Annotated in this window: 16 protein-coding genes, 1 other RNA gene and 1 other annotated feature; of the genes, 1 reads left to right on the forward strand and 16 read right to left on the reverse strand. The window is 39.9% G+C overall.

Features of this window, described 5'->3' with window-relative positions:
• Positions 1–19: 19 nt before the first annotated feature.
• The 7 genes from alaS to cymR form a co-directional block, all read right to left on the reverse strand.
• Positions 20–2,653: an alanine--tRNA ligase gene (gene alaS, locus OE105_RS07865; RefSeq protein ID WP_275419659.1), complete on the reverse strand. Its 2,634-nt coding sequence runs from the start codon at positions 2,651–2,653 to the stop codon at positions 20–22.
• A gap of 344 nt (positions 2,654–2,997) precedes the next feature.
• Positions 2,998–4,062 (reverse strand): AI-2E family transporter, encoded by a 1,065-nt coding sequence (locus tag OE105_RS07870; RefSeq protein ID WP_275419660.1) that lies wholly within the window; start codon positions 4,060–4,062, stop codon positions 2,998–3,000.
• Positions 4,063–4,197: 135 nt separating this feature from the next.
• Positions 4,198–4,395, reverse strand: a complete 198-nt coding sequence (locus tag OE105_RS07875) for a hypothetical protein (RefSeq protein ID WP_275422134.1) — start codon at positions 4,393–4,395, stop codon at positions 4,198–4,200.
• 316 nt (positions 4,396–4,711) lie between these two features.
• Positions 4,712–7,042: an SF1B family DNA helicase RecD2 gene (gene recD2, locus OE105_RS07880; protein ID WP_275422135.1), complete on the reverse strand. Its 2,331-nt coding sequence runs from the start codon at positions 7,040–7,042 to the stop codon at positions 4,712–4,714.
• Between the two features lie 166 nt (positions 7,043–7,208).
• Positions 7,209–8,285: a tRNA 2-thiouridine(34) synthase MnmA gene (gene mnmA, locus OE105_RS07885; protein ID WP_275422136.1), complete on the reverse strand. Its 1,077-nt coding sequence runs from the start codon at positions 8,283–8,285 to the stop codon at positions 7,209–7,211.
• 49 nt (positions 8,286–8,334) lie between these two features.
• Positions 8,335–9,477 (reverse strand): cysteine desulfurase family protein, encoded by a 1,143-nt coding sequence (locus OE105_RS07890; RefSeq protein ID WP_275419661.1) that lies wholly within the window; start codon positions 9,475–9,477, stop codon positions 8,335–8,337.
• Positions 9,478–9,547: 70 nt separating this feature from the next.
• Entirely contained in the window at positions 9,548–9,970 is a 423-nt protein-coding gene (gene cymR, locus OE105_RS07895) for a cysteine metabolism transcriptional regulator CymR (protein WP_275419662.1), read from the reverse strand.
• Between the two features lie 145 nt (positions 9,971–10,115).
• Here cymR and OE105_RS07900 point away from each other — a divergent pair, with 145 nt between their 5' ends.
• Positions 10,116–11,402 (forward strand): replication-associated recombination protein A, encoded by a 1,287-nt coding sequence (locus OE105_RS07900; protein WP_275419663.1) that lies wholly within the window; start codon positions 10,116–10,118, stop codon positions 11,400–11,402.
• Between the two features lie 43 nt (positions 11,403–11,445).
• Here OE105_RS07900 and OE105_RS07905 read toward each other — a convergent pair whose 3' ends face one another.
• The 9 genes from OE105_RS07905 to recJ form a co-directional block, all read right to left on the reverse strand.
• Positions 11,446–12,204, reverse strand: coding sequence for a tRNA threonylcarbamoyladenosine dehydratase (locus OE105_RS07905; protein WP_275419664.1), 759 nt, complete (start codon positions 12,202–12,204; stop codon positions 11,446–11,448).
• A 51-nt stretch (positions 12,205–12,255) separates the two neighbouring features.
• Positions 12,256–12,439: non-coding RNA, 6S RNA (ssrS, locus tag OE105_RS07910), on the reverse strand.
• Between the two features lie 113 nt (positions 12,440–12,552).
• On the reverse strand, positions 12,553–14,325 hold the full coding sequence (gene aspS / locus OE105_RS07915) for an aspartate--tRNA ligase (protein WP_275419665.1): 1,773 nt from the start codon (positions 14,323–14,325) through the stop codon (positions 12,553–12,555).
• Between the two features lie 14 nt (positions 14,326–14,339).
• Positions 14,340–15,614, reverse strand: a complete 1,275-nt coding sequence (hisS, locus tag OE105_RS07920) for a histidine--tRNA ligase (RefSeq protein ID WP_275419666.1) — start codon at positions 15,612–15,614, stop codon at positions 14,340–14,342.
• Between the two features lie 65 nt (positions 15,615–15,679).
• Positions 15,680–15,951 (reverse strand) — a binding site (T-box leader).
• Between the two features lie 64 nt (positions 15,952–16,015).
• Positions 16,016–16,189, reverse strand: a complete 174-nt coding sequence (locus OE105_RS07925) for a hypothetical protein (protein WP_275419667.1) — start codon at positions 16,187–16,189, stop codon at positions 16,016–16,018.
• Between the two features lie 122 nt (positions 16,190–16,311).
• Complete coding sequence (gene dtd, locus OE105_RS07930; protein WP_275419668.1) at positions 16,312–16,758, reverse strand: D-aminoacyl-tRNA deacylase; 447 nt, start codon at positions 16,756–16,758, stop codon at positions 16,312–16,314.
• Between the two features lie 11 nt (positions 16,759–16,769).
• Positions 16,770–18,962: a RelA/SpoT family protein gene (locus tag OE105_RS07935; RefSeq protein ID WP_275419669.1), complete on the reverse strand. Its 2,193-nt coding sequence runs from the start codon at positions 18,960–18,962 to the stop codon at positions 16,770–16,772.
• Between the two features lie 347 nt (positions 18,963–19,309).
• Positions 19,310–19,822, reverse strand: a complete 513-nt coding sequence (locus OE105_RS07940) for an adenine phosphoribosyltransferase (RefSeq protein WP_275419670.1) — start codon at positions 19,820–19,822, stop codon at positions 19,310–19,312.
• A complete protein-coding gene (gene recJ / locus OE105_RS07945; RefSeq protein ID WP_275419671.1) occupies positions 19,813–22,170 on the reverse strand; it encodes a single-stranded-DNA-specific exonuclease RecJ in 2,358 nt (785 codons plus the stop codon). Before recJ ends, OE105_RS07940 begins: the two co-directional genes overlap by 10 nt.
• Between the last annotated feature and the right edge of the window lie 59 nt (positions 22,171–22,229).

Here is a 22,229-nt window from a genome sequence, read left to right on the forward strand (position 1 = left end):
TGTACACCAGGAGAGCACTTTATGAAATATTTTTTATCCATTCTTCGGCATAATTCAATGCCTCTTGTAATTTTACGGGATTTTTCCCACCTGCTTGTGCCATATCAGGTCTTCCTCCTCCATTTCCTTCACAAATGGAGGCGACTTCTTTAATTAGTTTTCCAGCATGATAATTGTTCGTTAAATCGTCCGTAACCCCTGCGATCAATTGAACCTTTTGATTATGAACAGCACCGAGGACGATAATACCGGAATGTAATTTTTGCTTTAATTCATCGAGCATTGTTCGCAATTGGCTTCCATCGGATATGTCCACCTTACTAATTAATACATTTATACCGTTAATTTGTTTCTGTTTAGATAGGATTTGTTCCGATTCCAGTCGACCAAGTTTTGCTGCTAACGATTCATTTTCCCTTTGTAATTCTTTCATTTCTCGGAAAAGGGAATCGATCTTTTCTACGATATCTTTTCGGTTCGCCTTTAATTTTTTCGCCGCTATGTTTAATAATTGAATTTGTTCGTTCATATATTGATAAGCTTTTTCTCCAGTTACCGCTTCGATCCGTCGAACTCCTGCACCGATTCCGCCTTCAGATGTAATTTTAAATAAACCGATTGCAGATGTGTTCGCTACATGGCAACCTCCACATAACTCTAAAGAATAATCGCCCATTTTCACGACCCTTACGATATCTCCATATTTTTCACCGAACAGGGCCATCGCACCTAGAGCTTTTGCTTCCTCTAATGGCTTGTACATGATTTCCACTGGAATTGATTTCCAAATTTTATCATTCACGACTTCTTCGATTTTTTCTAACTCTTCTTCTGTAATTTGCCCAAAGTGAGAGAAATCGAAACGTAGTCGATCCGGTTCTACTAACGATCCTGCTTGGTTAACATGGGTGCCTAAAACATCTTTCAATGCTTGATGTAGGAGATGGGTCGCCGAATGGTTCCGCATAATTTTTACCCGATTTTCCTTGTCTACTTCAGCAAAAACTTCTTGACCAGCGATCACCGCACCACTTTTTATAGCGACCCGATGCAAGTTTTGCCCGTTCGGTGCTTTTTGTACATCCAATACTTCCCCAAGGAAATCACCGGATGTCATTTTTCCCCAATCCGCAATTTGTCCGCCACTTTCTGCATAAAAGGGGGTTTGATCTAAAATGATTTGCACTTCTTCTCCCGCCTCTGCTCCATCGATCCGCTTACCATCTTTAAATATTGCTTCTACTTTGGCAGAAGTTTGCAAATGATCATAACCGATGAATCGACTTTCAATCGTTAATTCGCCTAATTCTCCCCCTTGCACCTGCATCGAATCCACATCTTGTCTTGCCTTTCTAGCACGGTCCCGCTGTTTTTCCATTTCTGCTTCAAAGCCGGCCATATCGATTTCCATGCCTTCTTCCTTCACATACTCTTCCGTTAATTCCACAGGGAATCCATATGTATCGTACAATCTAAAAACATCTTCTCCAGACATCTTCTGACTTTTCTTTTCTTTTTCCCTTCGAATAATATCGGATAAAATCGCCAATCCTTCATGTAACGTTTCGTGGAAGCGTTCTTCTTCATTTTTTACAACCTTTTGTATGAAGTTCACCGATTCTTTTACTTCTGGATAAAAATCAACCATGATTTCTGCAACGACAGGAACCAATTCGTACATAAAAGGTCGATCGAGTCCAATTCCTTTTGAAAAACGGGAAGCCCTTCTCAATAGTCGGCGCAATACATACCCTCTACCTTCATTGGACGGAAGGGCACCGTCGGCGATAGCAAAGGTAACTGCACGGATATGATCCGAGATTACTTTAAATGCTATATCTTGCTCTTCCTTTTCTCCATACGAGACTTTTGCAATTTCCTCCGTTTTTTGTATAATTGGCAAAAACAGATCCGTCTCAAAATTAGTTTTTGCATTTTGCACAATCGAGGCCATTCGTTCAAGCCCCATCCCGGTATCGATATTTTTCTTTGGTAATGGGGTATATGTACCATCCGGATTATGGTTAAATTCGGAAAAAACAAGATTCCAAACTTCTAAATATCGTTCATTTTCACCGCCGGGATACAACTCTTGATCATTTGGATCATTCCCAAATTCCGGACCCCGGTCGTAAAAAATTTCTGAGTTTGGACCACTCGGACCTTCCCCAATATCCCAGAAATTTCCTTCCAAACGAATGATCCGTTCTTCAGGTAAACCAATTTTTTCATGCCAAATCGTAAACGCCTCTTCGTCTTCTGGATGAATTGTCACGGATAATTTTTTCGGATCAAGTCCGATCCATGCCGGACTTGTTAAAAATTCCCATGCCCATTCAATCGCCTCTTCTTTGAAATAATCACCGATGGAAAAATTTCCTAACATTTCAAAGAACGTATGATGGCGGGCCGTTTTTCCGACATTTTCAATATCATTTGTCCGAATTGATTTCTGTGCATTTGTAATACGTGGATTTTTCGGCGTAACCCGACCATCGAAATATTTTTTCAACGTCGCCACACCGCTATTAATCCATAAAAGGGAAGGATCATCGACTGGAACTAAGGATGCACTCGGTTCAATAGCATGTCCTTTTGATTGAAAATAATCGAGGAACATTTTTCGTATCTGTGCACTCGTTAAAGATTTCATTTTCCAACCTCCTTAACTATTGTTCAATAAAAAAACTCTTCGCCCAAAAACGCAGGGACGAAGAGGTTCCGTGGTACCACCCTGATTATGGAAGCCCTTTGAATCACCAATAAATCTTGCTTCCATCACTTTAATCACCGTAACGTGGTGAAACGGCAGGGATTAGCTGCACTCCGGAGTAGCCTTCTGTTACCCTTAATCCGGAATTTCTTCCAGCCGCGGAAATTCCTCTCTGACGCGCCCATATCGTATATGGTAGCGTATGGATCAGCGGTAACATACTCGTTCCATCATCGTATTCACTCCTATTTATATCAGGATTATATTCATGAAACAAAATTTTGTCAAATCGATTGTTTTCGAAATTGTTCTAACCCTTGACTAATAGCTGTTTTCAAAATTGCCACGAAAGGGACAGCAACGAGTAAACCGATGATTCCACCAATTTCACCACCAATTAATATGGAAAACATGATTAGCAACGGGTGCATTTTTAAACTTTTTCCGACAATGACGGGAGATAGAATGTTCGCCTCTAAAAATTGAATTCCAAAAATAATCAGTAAAACGAATATAACCATTTTCACCGAATTTGTCGATGCCACGATCACAACTGGAATTGCTCCGATAATCGGCCCAAAGTACGGAATCACATTCGTCACACCTACCAACGTCCCGAAAAGGAGGGGATAATCTAATCCAATAAGCCAAAATAGGAAGGCACTGGCAACTCCAACAGTCCCACATACAATCAATTGTCCTCGAATATAATTGCCTAATGATTCGTCTACATTTTGCAAAAAAGTGACCGTTTGCTTCTGACATCGTTTAGGAATAAAGTGAAAAAAAACCCCCTTTAAATAATCGAAGTCTTTTAACATATAAAAGGTGATAAAAGGAATCAGTAAGATAATCAGTAGTTTATCTGCTAACCAAAAAACGATATGAACTGCTTTTTCCACCAGTCCTTCCATCGACCGATTGAGCGCTTGGAAACTTTCTTCCACTTGTTGTTTAAAAGTAAAGGGCCATCCCTTCGTCTCCGTTTCAACGAAATCGACCCATTTTTCATATTGGTCAAAAAGCAGTGGAGCATTTTCTGACAAATCTTTCAGCTGACGAATAAAAATCGGTGTTCCTTTAAAAATTGCTCCTCCAATCGTTGCAAAAAAAAGAACATAGATGATGAATACACTCAACCATTTTTGTAATCCATAATCCGATAATTTTTTCACAAATGGATGTAAAAGATACGCGATAAATGTGGCAATAAAAAATGGAGCAGTGCCTTTTGCAACTACGTTTACAATCGGTTTCCATAACGGCTCCAATTTGATAAATATGAAAAGAACGGCAAATAAAAGTAAGAAAAAGCCTAGTCTGTAAAACCATTTGACTTTGATGTCCATGACGAACCTCCCTTTTATAGTTTGGAAAACTCGATTCGTTTTATTCCTTTTCGCAAATTGGAAGGTTCGTTAATCAATTCAATGGAAACGATATTTCCTGTTTCAATAAGCTTATGTTTTTCTATTTGTATCAATCTAGTTAACATGTAAGCGACGGTCAGATTCAGAAAACAAATCATCTAAAGAAGAAAGACTACCATCTTCCTCCACTTGATGTGTATGGATCATTCCCTTTGAAACGGACAATTCAATGTAACAATTCCAGCAATAGTATTGGTTCACACCTATTTTCCCAATTTCTTTGCTTCGGCAATTCGGACAGGAAAAATCCACATCAATCACCTCGATCTTTCAATTTTTAACCACTATCATTGTTTACCGAATTGCCGTATTATAAACATTAAGTTAAAAAAAAACGGGACTGTCCAAAAAGTACAGACCCTTTCTTCATAAATGAAATTCGATTGATTTCATTTCGGTAGCATCTCTTTCCGCAGGCAGGCCAAGCCTCGACTCGCAAGCTCATCTTTGAGGGATTCGGCTCGGGCTGTTCCCAGAGTCGACGCCCACCTTTTCTTTAGATCAACTTAGGGACTAAACGGACAGCCCGAAACTTCTTTCATATTTTCGGATTGGGGGATTTTATCATTTAATAATCTAAAAAATCATACGGTGTAGTATTTCCCATGCCAATCATTGGATCAGTTTTCATCAATTCCTCTTCGTAGGATAATAGGGAGTCGGGCTGTTCGATCTTCGACATTAACCTTTCCTTTAACGAGGAATTTCGCAGAGAATCATCGGTACGCATAACGGCCAATTGAAAGGCTTCCTCTTCTCCACAAAGGATTAATTTATTTTTACTACGAGTTACAGCCGTATAAATCAAATTTCGACGTAACATGCGATAATACCCTCGGACGACAGGTAAAATGACAATTGGAAATTCACTTCCTTGAGACTTATGAATACTGCAACAATAAGCCAATGTAATTTGATTCAAATCTTGCTTCGTATATATAACCTCATTTCCATCATAGGAAACGACCAATTGATCCTGTTTCTCTTCATTTTCCTTACTGTAAAAGATTGCTACAATTTCGCCAATATCTCCGTTAAAAACTTGGTTTTCCGGCCGATTCACCAGTTGAAGTACTTTATCGCCAACACGATATGTTACTTCACTAAAGGCCAACTCTCGCTTTTTCCTATCCGAATTTGGATTTAACAATTCTTGCAAAATTTGATTCAATTGGTCGATTCCAGCAGGACCACGATACATAGGAGCTAAAACTTGAATATCCCGTTTCGTAAATCCCTTTTCCTTTATTAAGGTGACAATTTGCTTAATCACATCTGCCATTTGTGCGGTTGTGCAACGGATAAACGACCGATCCTTCCTTTGAATCCGTAAGTCAGGAGGAATCGTTCCATTTTTGATTTGATGGGCTAATTCGACGATGGAAGATCCGTTTTCTTGCCTATATATATCCGTCAAACGAACAGTTGGGATTACGTTAGATGCTAGTAAATCTTTCAATACTTGTCCTGGACCAACGGAAGGAAGTTGATCTTCATCCCCGACGAGGACGACTTGAATCTTTTCAGGTAAAGCTTTAAATAAATGATGGGCTAGCCAAATATCAACCATGGACATTTCATCAATGATAATCAATCGTCCGTCAATTGGATTGTCCTCATTAAATTCAAAGGATTCTACACCGTTCCAACCGAGTAAACGATGAATCGTTACCGCTGGAAGTCCGGTCGATTCACTCATTCGTTTTGCCGCTCGACCTGTCGGAGCAGCTAAAATAATGGGAAAGGGTTCATCTCCCCTATAATCGTTCGGATTCAATGAAAGCCCGTGAAGTTGGGCATATAATTCAACAATTCCTTTAATGACTGTCGTCTTTCCCGTCCCTGGTCCACCTGTCAAAATAAGCATTGGGGACAAAAGGGCCGTTTGGATCGCTTTTCTTTGTGAAGGTGCATAGTCGATGCCTAATCGGTCCTCCAACTCACCAAGGGCGATGAAAAACTCCGAGTCTGGAAATTGATCTTCATAGTCCCTTTGAGCAAGTATTTGTTTTATTTTCGTCGTAAGCCCCTTTTCAGAAAAGAAAATCGATGGGATATAAATTCGATCTTCCTCAACGATTATTTTCCCTTCTTCTTCCAATTTCAGTAATTCATTATCGATATTTTCCAAAGGGATTTCAATATATTGATTCGTTTCCAACAGTTTTTTCACAGAGGAAAGGAGGGCTTCACGATATAAAAAGGAATGCCCTTCTTGAAGACAATCGGTTTCCAATTTATATAGACAACCCGCTTTTATTCGATCTGGATGATTCCCTTGAATACCGAGTTTAAATCCGAGTTCATCCGCCCGGCCAAAGCCGATTCCCTCCACATCTTCCACAAGTCTATAAGGATTGTTTGTAATGATTTCTAACGTTTTTTCTTTGTAAGTTTGATAAATTTTGATTGCCAGTTGGGGACCGAACCCGTATTCGTTCAAAGCGACCATTACTTTCTCCAGTCCTTGGTGTTCCACGAGTTTGTCATAGAGGAGTTTCGCCTTATCCGAAGATAATTTTGGGACCGTATCCAATAGGGACGGGTTTTCCAAAATACGGGAAATCGCATCTTCACCTAACGTCTCCACGATCTTTTCTGCTGTTTTCTTGCCGATTCCTTTAAATAATTCACTGGATAAATATTGAATAATCCCTTGTTTTGTTTTTGGCATATCTTTGCGATAATGGGTGGAAACAAATTGGAGACCATATTTTGGATGTTTTTTTAACGTCCCGTAAAAAACGTACTGTTCTTCGGAATGGAGCTTTGGAAAGTAACCAGTCACAACCGCATTTTTTTCCGTGTAGTTTTCACTTGTTTCCTCTACTTTTATTTTCAATACCGTATACAAATTTTGTTCATTATGAAAGATCGTTACGATCGGACGACCTTTCATATACGATTCCTTCGATTGATCCACTTGCCGAATCCCCCTCTAATTCCTGGGTGATAACTCCGTTTTGCTACGATCTTTTCTCTACCAATCATTATATAAAAGAAATGGGAAAAATAATAGAAGACCGATGTTTTCCCATGTTGAAGGAAAACAACGGTCCCAATGGTTATCCGACATAAGAAAGACGTTTCCCATTTTTAAAAATTTGGTCAATCGTTCCTCCACCTAAACATTCTTCCCCGTTGTAAAACACAACCGACTGTCCTGGAGTAACGGCTCGAATCGGTTCATCGAAGACGATCTTCGCCCGATCATTCTCCAACTGTATAACTGTCACTTTATGATCCGGTTGCCGATATCGAAATTTGGCAGTACATGAGAATTCCTTCGGTTTTGTCCGATCCGAAATCCAATTCACATTTGTTGCAATAATACTGTCAGAATACAAATATTCATTATCGAATCCTTGACCGACCAAAAGTACATTGCGCTTTAAATCCTTTCCGATAACAAACCAAGGATCTCCGGAACCTCCGATGCCTAGTCCATGTCTTTGCCCAATCGTATAATACATAAGCCCGTCGTGTTCACCTTTTACTTTCCCTTCCATCGTTTCCATTTTTCCCGGTTGGGCAGGTAAGTAATGGCTTAAAAACTCTTTAAAATTCCTTTCTCCAATAAAGCAAATGCCCGTGCTATCCTTTTTAGTAGCGGTAGCTAATCCCACTTTTTTTGCAATATCCCGTACCGCTTTCTTTTCCAAATGACCGAGGGGAAACAAAACTTTCGATAACTGTTTTTGATTCAATTGATTTAAAAAATACGTTTGATCTTTGTTCCGATCTTTTCCACGTAACATCTTATATTCTCCATCGATGAATTCCACTCGTGCGTAATGACCGGTTGCGATATAATCCGCGCCAAGTTTTAAAGCATGGTCTAAAAAGGCTTTAAACTTTATTTCTTTATTGCACATGACATCCGGATTCGGTGTCCGCCCTGCCTTATATTCATCCAAAAAGTAAGTAAACACCTTATCCCAATATTCCTTTTCAAAATTCACCGAATAATACGGAATGCCTATTTGGTTACAAACCCGTATAACATCTTCATAATCTTCCGTAGCTGTGCAAACACCAAACTCATCCGTATCATCCCAATTTTTCATAAAGAGGCCGATTACATCGTAGCCTTGCTCTTTCAATAATAGGGCAGCTACTGACGAATCGACACCGCCACTCATCCCTACGACAACTCGTATGTTTTTAGGATCTTTCACTTCGCCAACTCCTTTAGGATGTTAATCTTTTAACAATATCTGCAGTTTTTTCCGCTGCCTTTTGGATATTTTCTTCCGTTAATCCATATCCGAAACTGAACCGAACAGAGTTGAACAATTTTTCACTATGTGCACCAAACATCGCTTTAAGTACATGGCTTGGCTCCACTGCCCCAGCGGTACATGCGGATCCACCGGAAGCGGCAATCCCCTCTAAATCCAAGTTAACGAGCATTTGTTCCACGTTCGTTTCCGGAAAACTAATGTTCAAAATATGTGGTAATCCGTTTTTTAAATCCCCATTGACTTCAAAGGAAATTCCCCGATCATTTAACGTATCGATAAATAAGCGGCGAAGTTGTTCATATCGATGGAAATTTTCCACCCGTTTTTTCATCATTATTTCAATCGCTTTGGCAAATCCAACGATACCGGGCACATTTTCCGTTCCAGCCCTTCGCTTTCTCTCTTGTTCGCCTCCATACTGATGGGGAGTGAATTTAACTCCATTTTTCGCATATAAAAATCCGATTCCCTTTGGCCCATTAATTTTATGGGCGGAAACGGACAACAAATCAACCCCTAAATCTTCACAGTCAATTGGAAGCAAACCGTATGCTTGTACTGCATCCGTATGGAAGATGGCTGAATGATTAGATAAAAGTTGAGCGATTTCTTGGATCGGTTGGATCGTTCCTACCTCATTGTTCGCATACATAACTGAAACGAGAATCGTATCATCCCGTAAATGTTTTTTTAATGTATCTATATCAACTCGACCCGATGAGTCAACGGGTAAATAGGTGACATCAAAGCCATTTATCTCTAAATATTTACACGTTTGTAAAATCGCTGGATGTTCAATACTCGTCGTAATAATATGATTCCCTCGATTTCGATTGGCAAAAGCCGTACCAATGAGCGCTAAATTATCCGCTTCCGTACCACCGCTTGTAAAAATAATTTCATTAAATTTCGCTCCGATTGACTGAGCGGCGAGATTTCTAGCTTGATCTACTAGCCTTCTCGCCTGTCTACCAATCCCGTGTATGCTCGAAGGATTTCCATACGTTTTTTCTAAACAACCGACCATCTCGCGAACCACTTCAGGGTGAACCGGTGTAGTGGCTGCATGATCAAGATAGATTGTATCCATTCAAAAACACCTACTTTTTTCCCTCTTTATCTATTTCTCTCCAAGGAATGAAAATGAAAACCGTAACCTTCTAAATATAAAACATATAACCTGTTTCGTTCGACTCTTCATCGGAATAATCTGCCAAATCTTTCAATGTCGTTTGATCTAATACATTTCGAATGGCATCTCGAATACGAATCCAAAGCTCTCTTTTTGCCGGCTCTTCCTCCTCGATTCCTTCCACGAGACGAATCGGTCCTTCTAACGTACGAATGATATCACCTGCAGTTATTTTATCCGGATCCCTAGATAAAATATAACCACCATGAGCACCACGAACACTTTTCACTAATCCTGCATTTCGAAGTGGGGAGACGATCTGTTCCAAATAATTTTCCGATAAATCGTTCGCTTGAGCAATCGCTTTTAACGGTAACGGTCCTTCTCCATAATTTCTTGCCAGTTCGATCATAATCGTCAATCCGTAACGGCCCTTTGTGGAAATTCTCATGGGAACACCTCAATATTCATCCGACTTTTTTCTATGGAATTATAGCACATTTTTCCCTAATCAACCAGATACATGGCTCGTTATCTTTTTCCGGATTGAAAAATATGGTAGATTAATGATAATGAATACAGATAGGGGAATGAAGATGAGTATCAAACCGTTAGCTTACCGAATGCGTCCTCGAAAAATTGAAGAGGTAATCGGTCAAACCCATTTAGTCGGAAAAGGAAAAATCATCGATCGAATGGTGAAAGCGAGAAATTTATCTTCCATGATTTTATATGGGCCTCCAGGTGTAGGAAAAACATCGATCGCTAGTGCCATTGCAGGAAGCACGAACTACGCTTTCCGCACGTTAAACGCCGTTACGAATAATAAAAAGGATCTGCAAATTGTCATCGAAGAAGCAAAAATGAGTGGGCGCGTCATTTTATTTTTAGATGAGGTGCATCGCCTTGACAAAGCGAAGCAGGACTACCTTCTTCCCTTTTTGGAAAACGGAATGGTCGTATTAATTGGTGCAACGACAGGAAATCCGTACCACGTAATTAACCCAGCTTTACGAAGTCGTTGCCAAATTTTCGAGTTAAAACCATTAGAAACAAAGGATATACAAAAGGCAATATCCTTGGCACTGAAAGATAAAGAACGGGGACTCGGAACATATCCGGTAGAGATGGAAGAAGAGGCTCGTAACTTTTTATCCCAATCTGTCGGTGGTGATCTTCGCAGTGCGTTAAATGCTTTGGAATTAGCTGTGATGTCAACAGATCCGAACGAAGAAGGAAAGATTTTAATTACAAAGGAGATCATCGGTGAATGTGTACAAAAAAAATCCTTTTCCCATGATAAAGACGGTGACCATCATTACGATGTATTGTCTGCCTTTCAAAAGTCGATACGAGGAAGTGATGTGAACGCTGCCCTCCATTATTTAGGAAGACTGATTTTAGCTGGTGATCTTCCAAGCATAAGTCGCCGTCTACTCGTCATTGCCTATGAAGATATCGGCTTAGCGAATCCTCAAGCGGTGATGCGGACCGTTATGGCTGTGGAAACGGCGGAAAAAATCGGTTTTCCTGAAGCGAGAATTCCTTTAGCCAATGCGGTAATCGACTTATGTTTATCACCGAAATCCAATTCTGCTATCACCGCCATTGATGCCGCAATAAAGGATATCGAACAGGGAATTGGCGGAGAAGTGCCAGATCATTTAAAGGATGCCCATTACGTGGGGGCTAAACAATTAGGAAGAGGTCTAGATTATAAATACCCTCACGATTATTCCGGTGGATGGGTAAAACAACAATATTTACCAGATTGTTTAAAAAATCGAAAGTATTACCATCCGAAAACAAACGGAAAATACGAATCCGCATTAGCCCAAGTTTATGAACGCATTAATCGTTTTACCGACAAAAACAATCATTAAGGGAAAAAAGCAGCTGTTCGTGAGCCTTCCAGTTGTTTTTTTTTCAGCTCTTTCTTTGTATGGGAATATCTTCCAAAAATTGGCGTATGACATAGGATGCCATTAAAAGACCAGCAACGGACGGGACGAAGGCATTGGATGATGGGGGCATTTTTGCCTTTCGGATGTTTGAATCATCCTTCCCGACATACTGCCTCACATCTTCTCGGATGACGATCGGTTTTTCATCGGAAAATACGACAGGTACACCTCGGGTAATTCCATCCTTTCGTAATTTCCCCCGAACGACTTTCGCAATTGGATCGGTATGGGTTTTCGAAATATCCGTAATTTGCAATCGGGTCGGGTCCAATTTATTTGCTGCTCCCATACTTGAGATAATCGGAATGCCCCGGTTTAAACATTCTTTAATAATATGAATTTTGTAAACAATCGTATCGGATGCATCTACGACGAAATCAATCGGGTATTGAAAAAGTTCTTCATACGTTTCTTCCGTATAAAACATTTTCAAAGGTGTTACTTTACATTGTGGATTAATATCTGCAATCCGTTCTTTCATGACCTCCACTTTCGATTGACCGATCGTAGAAAGAAGAGCGATAATTTGCCGATTCACATTCGTAATATCGACCACATCTTTATCTACCAAAATTAAATGTCCAATCCCTGAACGGGCAAGGGCCTCTGCGGTAAATGAACCGACTCCACCAATACCGAGGACAAGTACGGTTTTATTTTTCAAACGATTCATCCCTTCCTTACCAAAGGCTAATTCATTTCTAGAAAATTGGTTTAGCATTCTTTCAACCCCGCTTATACCAGATTTACAAAATTATTATACAAAAATAAAAGGAGTCCCAATCGTGCCGTCGTTGAAATGCCATTGTTTTGAACCCGCTCTCGGCAGGTGGGTGCCCTGTTCTAAACTTTACAAGTCCACATAAAGTGGCTTTTGCGCCATTTAGAAACTTCAGGCTCCCAAGGCATAAGTGTTCGGTCAAAACTAGGTGAAACGACGGTCACATTAGGACTCCTTTGTTACTTTGATATTATCATAATTTCAGGTTGGTTTTCAAGCAAAGACAAGAGTGATTCCGCTAAAGGATTTCCTTTCGTGTAACATTTTTTAATAAAAATGATTTCACCCTTATTCATCTTCTTTTGTTACAGAAATGTGGAGTTCCTGCAATTGTTCTTCACTTACTTTCCCTGGTGCATCCGTCAATAAATCATTTGCACTGGCCGTTTTCGGGAATGCGATCGTATCTCGTAAATTCGTTCTACCCGCCAACAACATCACGAGTCGGTCTAAACCGAGGGCGATCCCTCCGTGGGGAGGTGTTCCGTATTCGAACGCTTCCATTAAAAAGCCGAATTGTTCTTCTGCTTCTTTTTCACTAAATCCAAGCACTTGGAACATTTTTTCTTGGATCCCCCGTTCGAAAATGCGTAAAGAACCACCGCCGAGTTCAAATCCATTTAACACGACATCATACGCTTGGGCTCGAACCTTACCTGGGTCAGTATTTAATAGGGGGATATCTTCTCGAACTGGCATCGTAAATGGATGGTGGGCAGCATAATACCTACCGTCTTCCTCGTCATATTCCAAAAGTGGCCAATCGGTGATCCATAGGAAATTCCATTTGCTCGTATCGATGAAACCGAGTTCTTTCCCTAATTTTAACCTTAATGCACCGAGGGCATTAAATACGACAGCATTTTGATCCGCAACAAATAATAGCAAGTCATTCGCTGATGCATCGAAGGAAGCCTGTAATTGGCGAACCTCTTCCTCCGTGAAAAATTTAGCGATAGGTCCAGTCAAACCTTCTTCCGTTACTTTTACCCAAGCGAGTCCTTTCGCACCGTATCGACTCACGAACTCGGTTAAATGATCGATCTCCTTCCTTGAAATATCCTTCGCCTTCCCTTTAACATTGATTCCCCTTACACTACCTCCACTGTTTACAGCATTTGCAAAAACTTTAAATCCACTATGTTGAACGATTTCAGACACATCGACAAGCTCCATACCGAAACGGGTATCCGGCTTATCGGAACCGAATCGACTCATCGCCTCATCGTACGTTAAACGAGGAAACGGTACAGGAATGTCGATACCTTTTACCTTTTTCAAAACATATTTTAGCATCCCTTCCGTTAATTTTATAATTTCATCCCGGTTCATAAAACTCATTTCCATATCAATTTGAGTAAATTCCGGTTGGCGATCAGCTCGTAAATCCTCATCGCGGAAGCAGCGGGCAATTTGATAATAGCGATCACAACCACTTACCATTAATAATTGTTTAAAAATTTGTGGACTTTGGGGAAGCGCATAAAATTCTCCCGGATGAACGCGACTTGGAACGAGATAATCCCTTGCCCCTTCCGGCGTACTTTTCGTTAAAATCGGTGTCTCCACTTCAATGAATTGATTTTCATTTAAGTAATCGCGAATTGCCTTAACCGTGTCATGTCGCAATTTCAACGTATTGAACATAACCGGACGTCTTAAGTCCAAATAACGATATTTCAAGCGCATCTCCTCTGAGACATCCGTTTCGTTTTCAATAACAAAAGGGGGCGTTTTCGATTGGTTAATGACCGTCACTTGTTCACAAGCGATTTCAATTTTTCCCGTTTTTAATTTCGGATTTTCCGTTCCCTCTCCTCTTCTGACCACTTTTCCTTTCACATCTAGTACATATTCATTACGAATACGTTCCGCGGTCTGCAATGCTTCCTTTGACACGTCGGGATTGAAAACGATTTGTACAAGACCTGTTCGATCCCTTAAATCGATAAAAATTAATCCTCCTAAATCCCGCCTTTTTTGTACCCATCCTTTTAGGGTCACCGTCATACCGATATGTTTCTCCGATAATTCTCCACAATAATGGGTTCGTCCAAACATAAGTTCGATTCCTCCTAGTTACTAACGGTTTCTTTTAAATAATCGATTAAATGTTGAAGATCTACTTCCGTTTGATTGCTCGTTTCCATATTTTTTACAACCGCTTTTCTACGAGCGATTTCATCTTCACCAATAATTACGACATAATTGGCTTGTTGACGATCTGCTGCTTTCAGTTGACCTTTTAATTTCCTTCCGACGTAATCCCGATCAGCACTAAGACCAGCGCTTCGCATTTCATCGAGCAAAACAACGGATAAGTCCCTTGCCTCATCACCTAACGCAACAATATAGACATCCAGATGATCCTCTGAATCCAATTGAATACCTTCCGCTTCAAGGGCGGCAATTAACCGTTCAATACTAAGGGCAAAACCGATTCCCGGTGTTTCTGGTCCACCAAATTGTTCCACTAATCCATTGTACCTACCACCCCCGCACAAGGATGTAATCGCACCAAATCCCTCATTGGAACTCATGATTTCAAAGGTCGTATGATTATAATAATCGAGCCCCCGTACTAACGTTGGATCGATCGTATATGGAATATGTAAATCATCCAAATATTTACATACCTTTTCAAAATATGACTTTGAAAAATCGCTTAAATAGTCCAAAATGGAAGGAGCAGAAGACATTAAAGGATGATTTCGATCCACTTTACAATCTAAAATTCGAAGTGGATTTGTATCTAATCGTTTTTGACAATCGGTACAAAATTCATGGATATTTGGGCGAAAATGATCAACTAAAGCTTGTCTATGGGCCATCCTGCTCTCTCTGTCACCTAAACTATTAATGACGAGCTTAACATTTTTCAAACCGGTTGCTTTATAAATATTCATCGCCAGGGTAATAACTTCCACATCGATTGCCGGATCTGAACTTCCGAGTACTTCTACACCGAATTGGACAAACTGCCGATATCTTCCAGATTGGGGACGTTCATAACGGAACATCGGACCGATGTAAAATAATTTGAGCGGCTGATTCGGCGCGCCAAATAGTTTGTTTTCCACAAAGGAGCGGACGACGGAGGCCGTTCCTTCAGGCCGTAAAGTAAGATCCCTTCCTCCCCGATCTTGAAAGGAATACATTTCCTTTTGTACGATATCCGTCGTATCACCAACCCCCCTAGCAAATACTTCCGTATGTTCGAAAATCGGCGTTCGAATTTCTTCATAACGGTATTTTTCCATTAACAGTCGAATTTTTTCCTCAATGAATTGCCATGTTTTCACCTGATCAGGCAATATATCTTGCGTTCCTCGGGGGATTTTAACTTTCAAATCCATTACCTCCTTAATTTCATGTATAAAAAGCCATAATAAAAAGTTCCCGTCCTTGTCATTAAACAAGGGACGAGAACTTTGCTCGCGGTGCCACCCTTCTTGAAGGGGAAATGAATCCATCCTTCCTCTCAAACAGTTAACGCCTGATTACGTAAAACCTTTACTCGTCAAAGGGGTGAAAAAGAAAAAACGACTTACGATTTTCCTTAAGACTTTCAAGGCCTATCCTCGTGAGTGTCTTTCATTCCGTCATCATGGAGGATTGCTTTCAGCCTAGGGCAATCCATCTCTTTCCACGTGGGGCGGAACTACTTCTCTCAGTCGTAAGATCCATCTATAAAATTGTTTTTATATTGATTACATATATTACGAAACCTTTTTCAAATTGTCAAGATAAATTACAAACGTCGATACTTTTTTTTTAAATTCCGTACTTCTCCAATGGACAATCCGAATTCACACGCTAGTTCAAGCATATTTGCATCGTCTTGTTTTTCGATAAAATCGTGAAAATCGACACCGAAAATATCATTTTTCCTAGTTGTCATGCCATTTTTTTCACTCGAATGCATGATATTCATTCCTTTCGATCAAGGGGTTTCTATATATCCTTCCCCTTAATCGAAAAAAATATCATTGCATTCACTTCAGACATAGGATGATTCACTTTTCATCCGAAAAAATGGGTGAAAATTTATTCATTTTTACTTTCCAATATCAATGTGACAGGACCGTCATTAATGAGGGATACGTCCATCATTTCACCGAAACGTCCTGTTTCCACTCGAAAACCCTTTTCTTCCAATCGTTGGTTAAAATACCGATATAAAGTTTCCGCTTTGTCTGGTTTGGCTGCGGCCATAAAATTAGGTCTTCTTCCCTTTCGCGTATCTGCATACAATGTAAATTGGGAAATAGATAAAATTTCACCGCCTACTTCTTCCAACGAAAGATTCATCTTTCCGTTATCATCTTCAAAAATTCTTAACCCTGCAATTTTATCCGCTAAATAGTCCGCATCTTTTTCTGTATCGTCATGGGTCACCCCGACGAGTAGGACGAATCCTTTTTCAATGGAGCCAACGATTTCATCTTGAACGGAAACGGATGCACTTTTCGTTCTTTGCAATACGATTTTCACGGAACCCCTCCTTAATTCATCACACGGCGTACTGCGTAAATATCTGGAATTTGTTTGATTCGATCCACAACTTTTTGCAAGTGGGAAATATTGTGAATGGAAATGGATATTAAAATCGTTGCCATTTTGTTTCGATCAGTCTTACCTGTTACAGCAGTAATATTCGTTTTCGCTTCATTTACCGCTTGCAATACTTCATTTAACAATCCGCTTCGATCGAAACCGTTAATTTCCAAATCCACATTATACTCTTTTTTACTTCCCGTATATCCTTCCCATTCCACAGAGATTAATCGGTCTTGAATATTTTTATCTTTAATATTTGGACAATCAACACGATGAACAGAAACACCCCGACCCTTTGTAATATATCCGACGATTTCATCACCAGGAATCGGATTGCAGCATTTCGACAGTCTGATGAGCAAATTATCTACGCCCTTTACGCGAACTCCTGAATCCCTGCGCTTTGAGCGATTGATCGGCCTTAATTCGGAAACATCCTTTAAAAGAGTCAGTTCCTCTTTTTCTTTCCTTTTCCGGAACTTTTCCGTCAATCGATTTGCGACTTGTGCAGCGGTAATTCCGTTGTATCCCACAGCCGCATACATATCTTCTTCATTCGCAAAATTAAATTTTTCCGCAACCCGTTTCATATTTTCAGCCGTCATTATTTCTTTCAAATCAAAATCGAGATTACGGATTTCCCTTTCCACTAATTCGCGACCCTTGATTACATTCTCCTCTTTTAATTGCCTTTTGAAAAATTGTTTAATTTTATTCTTGGCTTGGGATGTTTGGGCAAGTTTTAACCAGTCCCTACTTGGTCCATAGGAATGCTTTGAAGTTAAAATCTCAACAATATCCCCGGTTTTTAATTTATAGTCAAGGGGAACAATTTTATTATTTACCTTTGCACCAATCGTTTTATTTCCAATTTCCGAATGAATTCGATAGGCAAAATCGATCGGTACAGAGCCGGCGGGAAGTTCAATAACATCCCCTTTCGGCGTAAATACATAGACCATATCGGAAAATAAATCAATTTTCAACGACTGCATAAATTCGACCGCATTTGCCGTTTCGTTTTGAAATTCTAAAATTTCTCGAAACCAGGTAAGTTTTTTCTCGAAGGCGTCCTTTTCAGCAACTTTCTTTCCTTCTTTATATGCCCAGTGGGCAGCGATCCCGTATTCAGCAATCTGATGCATATCGAACGTACGAATTTGAACTTCCAACGGTTCACCCTTTGGACCGATCACAGTCGTGTGTAACGATTGGTACAAATTTTGTTTCGGCATGGCGATGTAATCTTTGAAACGTCCAGGCATCGGTTTCCAACACGTATGGATAATCCCGAGGACGGCATAACAATCTTTAATACTGTTTACAATGATTCGAACAGCTAAAAGGTCATATATTTCATTAAATTGCTTATTTTGTAACACCATTTTCCGATAAATACTATAAATATGTTTCGGTCTTCCGGTGATTTCCGCTTCAATCGGTACTTCGTTTAAACGATTTCTAATTTCATCGATTACATCATGTAAATATTGTTCCCGTTCCGCCCGTTTACGTTTCATTAAATTTACAATTCGGTAATATTGTTGTGGATTCAAAAAACGAAGGGCTGTATCTTCCAACTCCCATTTGATACGGGAAATTCCGAGTCGGTGAGCAAGGGGAGCAAAAATCTCCAATGTTTCATTTGCAATCCGTCGTTGTTTTTCAACCGGCAAAGCTTTCAACGTCCGCATATTATGAAGACGATCGGACAGTTTGATTAAGATGACTCGCATATCTTTCGCCATTGCAACGAACATTTTTCGATGATTTTCCGCTTGTTGTTGTTCATGGGATTTATATTTTATTTTCCCTAGTTTCGTGACCCCATCGACAAGCATGGCAATTTCGTCTCCAAATTCCTCGGCAACTTGTGCCAAGGTGACTGGCGTATCTTCCACCACATCATGAAGGAAACCCGCGGCTAGTGTTGAAGGATCCATCCGCAACTCTGCCAAAATGGAGACAACTTGAATAGGGTGAACGATATATGGCTCACCCGACTTTCGAAATTGGTTAACATGAGCTTTTTTTGCAAATTCATAGGCTCTCTTTACAAGTTCAACATGTTCATCGCTCAAATATCGTTCAATTTTTTCAAAACACTCTTCCGCGGATATAGATTGATCGGTACTCATAAAAAATCACCTTTATTTTCAATGCGTCGTATATGTTGAATTACATATTATTATGATAATATAATTTATAAATCCCACATACCTAGGGGAATTCACCGGCATTTTCAGTAATCGAGACCATTTACGTATTCTTGATTGTATTTATTATTAATAAATTTTATAAAATTGTAAAGTAATTTGTGCTTATTTTTTCAAAAAATTAATATGAATAGCTTTCCAAGACTCGTTCATACGTATAATAAAATCCATCCCAGTATTCATTTCATTTCGTTAAAAATAAGCTTGGCATATGAGCCAAGCAGCTTAGAGAAATGGCCTGTAATGTTCAAACGAGTAAAAGATGGTAATTAATATTGCATCAACGCTTTAATATCGTATCCTATTAGTTTTTCCCGACCGTTTAAATAGGTTAATTCAATAAGAAATGCACAGCCGACGACGACTCCACCTAATTGTTCAACAAGTTTGATCGTAGCATCAATTGTACCACCTGTTGCAAGTAAGTCATCGATAATCAATACTTTTTGTCCCGGCTTTATTGCGTCCTTATGAATGGTCAACACATCTTTTCCATACTCAAGTCCGTATTCCACCTTTACCGTTTCCCTCGGTAGTTTCCCTTCTTTCCGAACGGGAGAAAAGCCAACACCTAGAGCAAAGGCAACCGGACATCCAATAATAAAGCCGCGTGCTTCTGGACCAACGACGATATCGATTTCTTTTTCCTTTGCATATTCGACGATTTGTTCCGTTGCATATTTAAACGCTTCACCGTTATTCATTAACGGGGTAATATCTTTAAATTCAATACCTTTTTTCGGGAAATCATGAACGATTGCCACATATTGTTTCAAATCCATATGATTTTTTCCTCCTTAATCTTTCCAATGGGTAAATAATGATCGAACCATTGTTTCAAATCTCGATATGGGGAATATAACAGTAGCTTCTCCAATCGAACTTCCTCTTGTATTCTTTGATAGGTTGGAGATTCCGACAAATCCCTTTTTTTCTGAATTTCGCATACGGTTACAATCCCATTATTTATTGTAACAAATTCCAATTCAGAAAACACCTTTGTCATAAAATGGACGGTATTTGTTGTCCATCCTCGATATTTTGCTAGTTCCTTTCCATACCGATTCAAATCGAATACTCCCTTTTTAACAAGAAACAAGTAAAACCATTTGAAATGGTCCCTCGTCGGTAGAGTACTAAAATAATTCGTTCCGTCTTGGTAAAAATAAGCGTAAATTCGTGATATCTTTTTGCCTTTAATCAATGATGTTATGATGTTTTCTGAAGGGGGAAAATCTAAAAATACAATATTCATTTCGTCCAATGGGCAATCCTTCGCATCTTCATCCGTATGGATTAGCCTTACGTCCTGGGAGAATTCGGACAATCCGAATTTAGAAAAGTTGCGTTCATCAAATAAAATCAACCGTCGATTTTTTTCAGGTATTTTATGGATCCAACGATGTAGGGGATGATGGCCGCGATAATCAAACAATTGCCACTCATTGACAGAAATGTCTTTTAAATAGATTTGGGGCCTCCGAACTTGGTTCCATTCGTTGATTCCCAATTCTCCGATGAGAGATACGCTCGATAAAGGGGATAGCTGATCTGCGATTTCTCCCATTTGAAAGCCAATGCCATCTACCGAATGGTTTCCATCTGTTGCTGAAAATTTAAAATGATTCAAATCGGCTCCTACTTTTTTTATGTTCGATAATTGAATATCTTTAATTAAAATTTTTGGTTTTGGATGATCAGTACCAAAGGGCGCAAGCATTTGCATTTGCTCAAGACTTTGGAGATCGATTGTGTCCAAAGAAAAGATCCCATCCAATTCGGTAACAGGGATAAAGTCTTCCTCCGTTAATTGTTCGGTTGCTAGTCCGTTTAATCGATCCCGCAAACGATCCACCTTTTCCATTTCAACCGTCATTCCAGCTGCCATTGGATGACCTCCGAAATGAAGCAATAAATCCTTACATTGGCGAAGATTATTGTATAAATGAAAACCCGGTATACTTCTCGCTGAACCTTTAGCCAAGTTGTGTTCAGCATCATAAGAGAAAACGATGGTTGGTCGGTAAAATCTTTCCACAAGTCTGGAAGCGACAATACCTATTACCCCCGGATGCCAATTCTGTTTTCCGACAACAAGAACTTTATCCTTTTCAAGTCCCCTCCGATGAATCTCTTCAACGGCTTCCTTTTCCATTTCATTTACAATTTCCTGTCTTTTACGGTTCATTTCGTTCATTTCTTGTGCCAGTCGTTCAGCTTCTTCGACGTCTTCAGATAAAAGAAGTTCAACGGCTATATTTGCATGTTCTAATCTCCCGGGTGCATTCATCCTCGGGGCAATACTAAAACCGACCGTTTCTTCGTCAATTTCAAGTTGGTTAATTCCCGCTGCTTTCATCAAGGCGGAAAGTCCAATATGGTTCGTTCCTTTTAATAATTCTAATCCCTTTTTGACAAATTGACGATTTTCTCCAGTAAGCGAAACGAGATCGGCGATGGTTCCGATTGCAACGAGGGGAAGGAGATGATAAGGTGGGGTACGCAGTAGAGCACTAGCCACTTTAAAGGCAACCCCGACCCCGGCTAATTCTTTAAATGGATAGGTTGAATCGGGACGTTTCGGATGAATAACGGCTACAGCCTCCGGAAGTTCGGGACCTGGTTCATGATGATCGGTAATAATCAAGTCCATTCCGAGTTGTTTTGCAATTTTCGCTTCATGTATGGCAGCAATTCCGTTATCAACGGTAATAATTAGGTCGACCCCTTCATCTTTTAAAAAGCGGAACGCCTCCTCATTCGGTCCATATCCTTCCAAAAATCGATCCGGTATGTAATAATCCACCTTCGCTCCTAACGTCTTCAATGTAACGAGCAATACGGTCGTACTCGTCACTCCATCGGCATCATAATCACCGTAGACGATCATTTTCTGGCCCTTTTTGATCGCCTCATAAATTCGCTTAACACAAACATCCATATCAGTTAATAAAAATGGATCGAAAAAAGCATCATCTTTTAAAAACTGAACAGCTTTTTCAACCGTATCGATTCCTCGATTGACAAGTAAAGTAGCAACAAGAGGTGTTAATTCCAGCTGTTCCATTAGTTGTTGTATGTTTTCACGATTCCCTTTTCTCAGTATCCATCGTGTCTTTGGCTGTAGCATTAACCTTCACCTCTCAACCTTTCCATTATACAAAACAGATGAAGGGGAATCAATGGAAG

This window comes from Fervidibacillus halotolerans (assembly GCF_026547205.1).
In the GTDB taxonomy this organism is placed as follows: Bacteria; Bacillota; Bacilli; order Bacillales; family Caldibacillaceae; genus Fervidibacillus; species Fervidibacillus halotolerans.

Excerpts from the sequence above, each read along its gene's own strand:
- alaS (WP_275419659.1), bottom strand. The coding sequence starts at position 2,653 with ATGAAATCTTTAACGAGTGCACAGATACGAAAAATGTTCCTCGATTAT.
- recD2 (WP_275422135.1), bottom strand. The coding sequence starts at position 7,042 with ATGAAAGGTCGTCCGATCGTAACGATCTTTCATAATGAACAAAATTTG.
- OE105_RS07940 (WP_275419670.1), bottom strand. The coding sequence starts at position 19,822 with ATGGATTTGAAACAATATGTGGCAATCGTTCATGATTTCCCGAAAAAA.
- OE105_RS07935 (WP_275419669.1), bottom strand. The coding sequence starts at position 18,962 with ATGAGTACCGATCAATCTATATCCGCGGAAGAGTGTTTTGAAAAAATT.
- OE105_RS07905 (WP_275419664.1), bottom strand. The coding sequence starts at position 12,204 with ATGCTAAACCAATTTTCTAGAAATGAATTAGCCTTTGGTAAGGAAGGG.
- mnmA (WP_275422136.1), bottom strand. The coding sequence starts at position 8,285 with ATGAGTGGCGGTGTCGATTCGTCAGTAGCTGCCCTATTATTGAAAGAG.
- aspS (WP_275419665.1), bottom strand. The coding sequence starts at position 14,325 with ATGTTTGGACGAACCCATTATTGTGGAGAATTATCGGAGAAACATATC.
- cymR (WP_275419662.1), bottom strand. The coding sequence starts at position 9,970 with ATGAGAATTTCCACAAAGGGCCGTTACGGATTGACGATTATGATCGAA.
- OE105_RS07890 (WP_275419661.1), bottom strand. The coding sequence starts at position 9,477 with ATGGATACAATCTATCTTGATCATGCAGCCACTACACCGGTTCACCCT.
- OE105_RS07870 (WP_275419660.1), bottom strand. The coding sequence starts at position 4,062 with ATGGACATCAAAGTCAAATGGTTTTACAGACTAGGCTTTTTCTTACTT.
- recJ (WP_275419671.1), bottom strand. The coding sequence starts at position 22,170 with ATGCTACAGCCAAAGACACGATGGATACTGAGAAAAGGGAATCGTGAA.
- OE105_RS07925 (WP_275419667.1), bottom strand. The coding sequence starts at position 16,189 with ATGCATTCGAGTGAAAAAAATGGCATGACAACTAGGAAAAATGATATT.
- OE105_RS07900 (WP_275419663.1), top strand. The coding sequence starts at position 10,116 with ATGAGTATCAAACCGTTAGCTTACCGAATGCGTCCTCGAAAAATTGAA.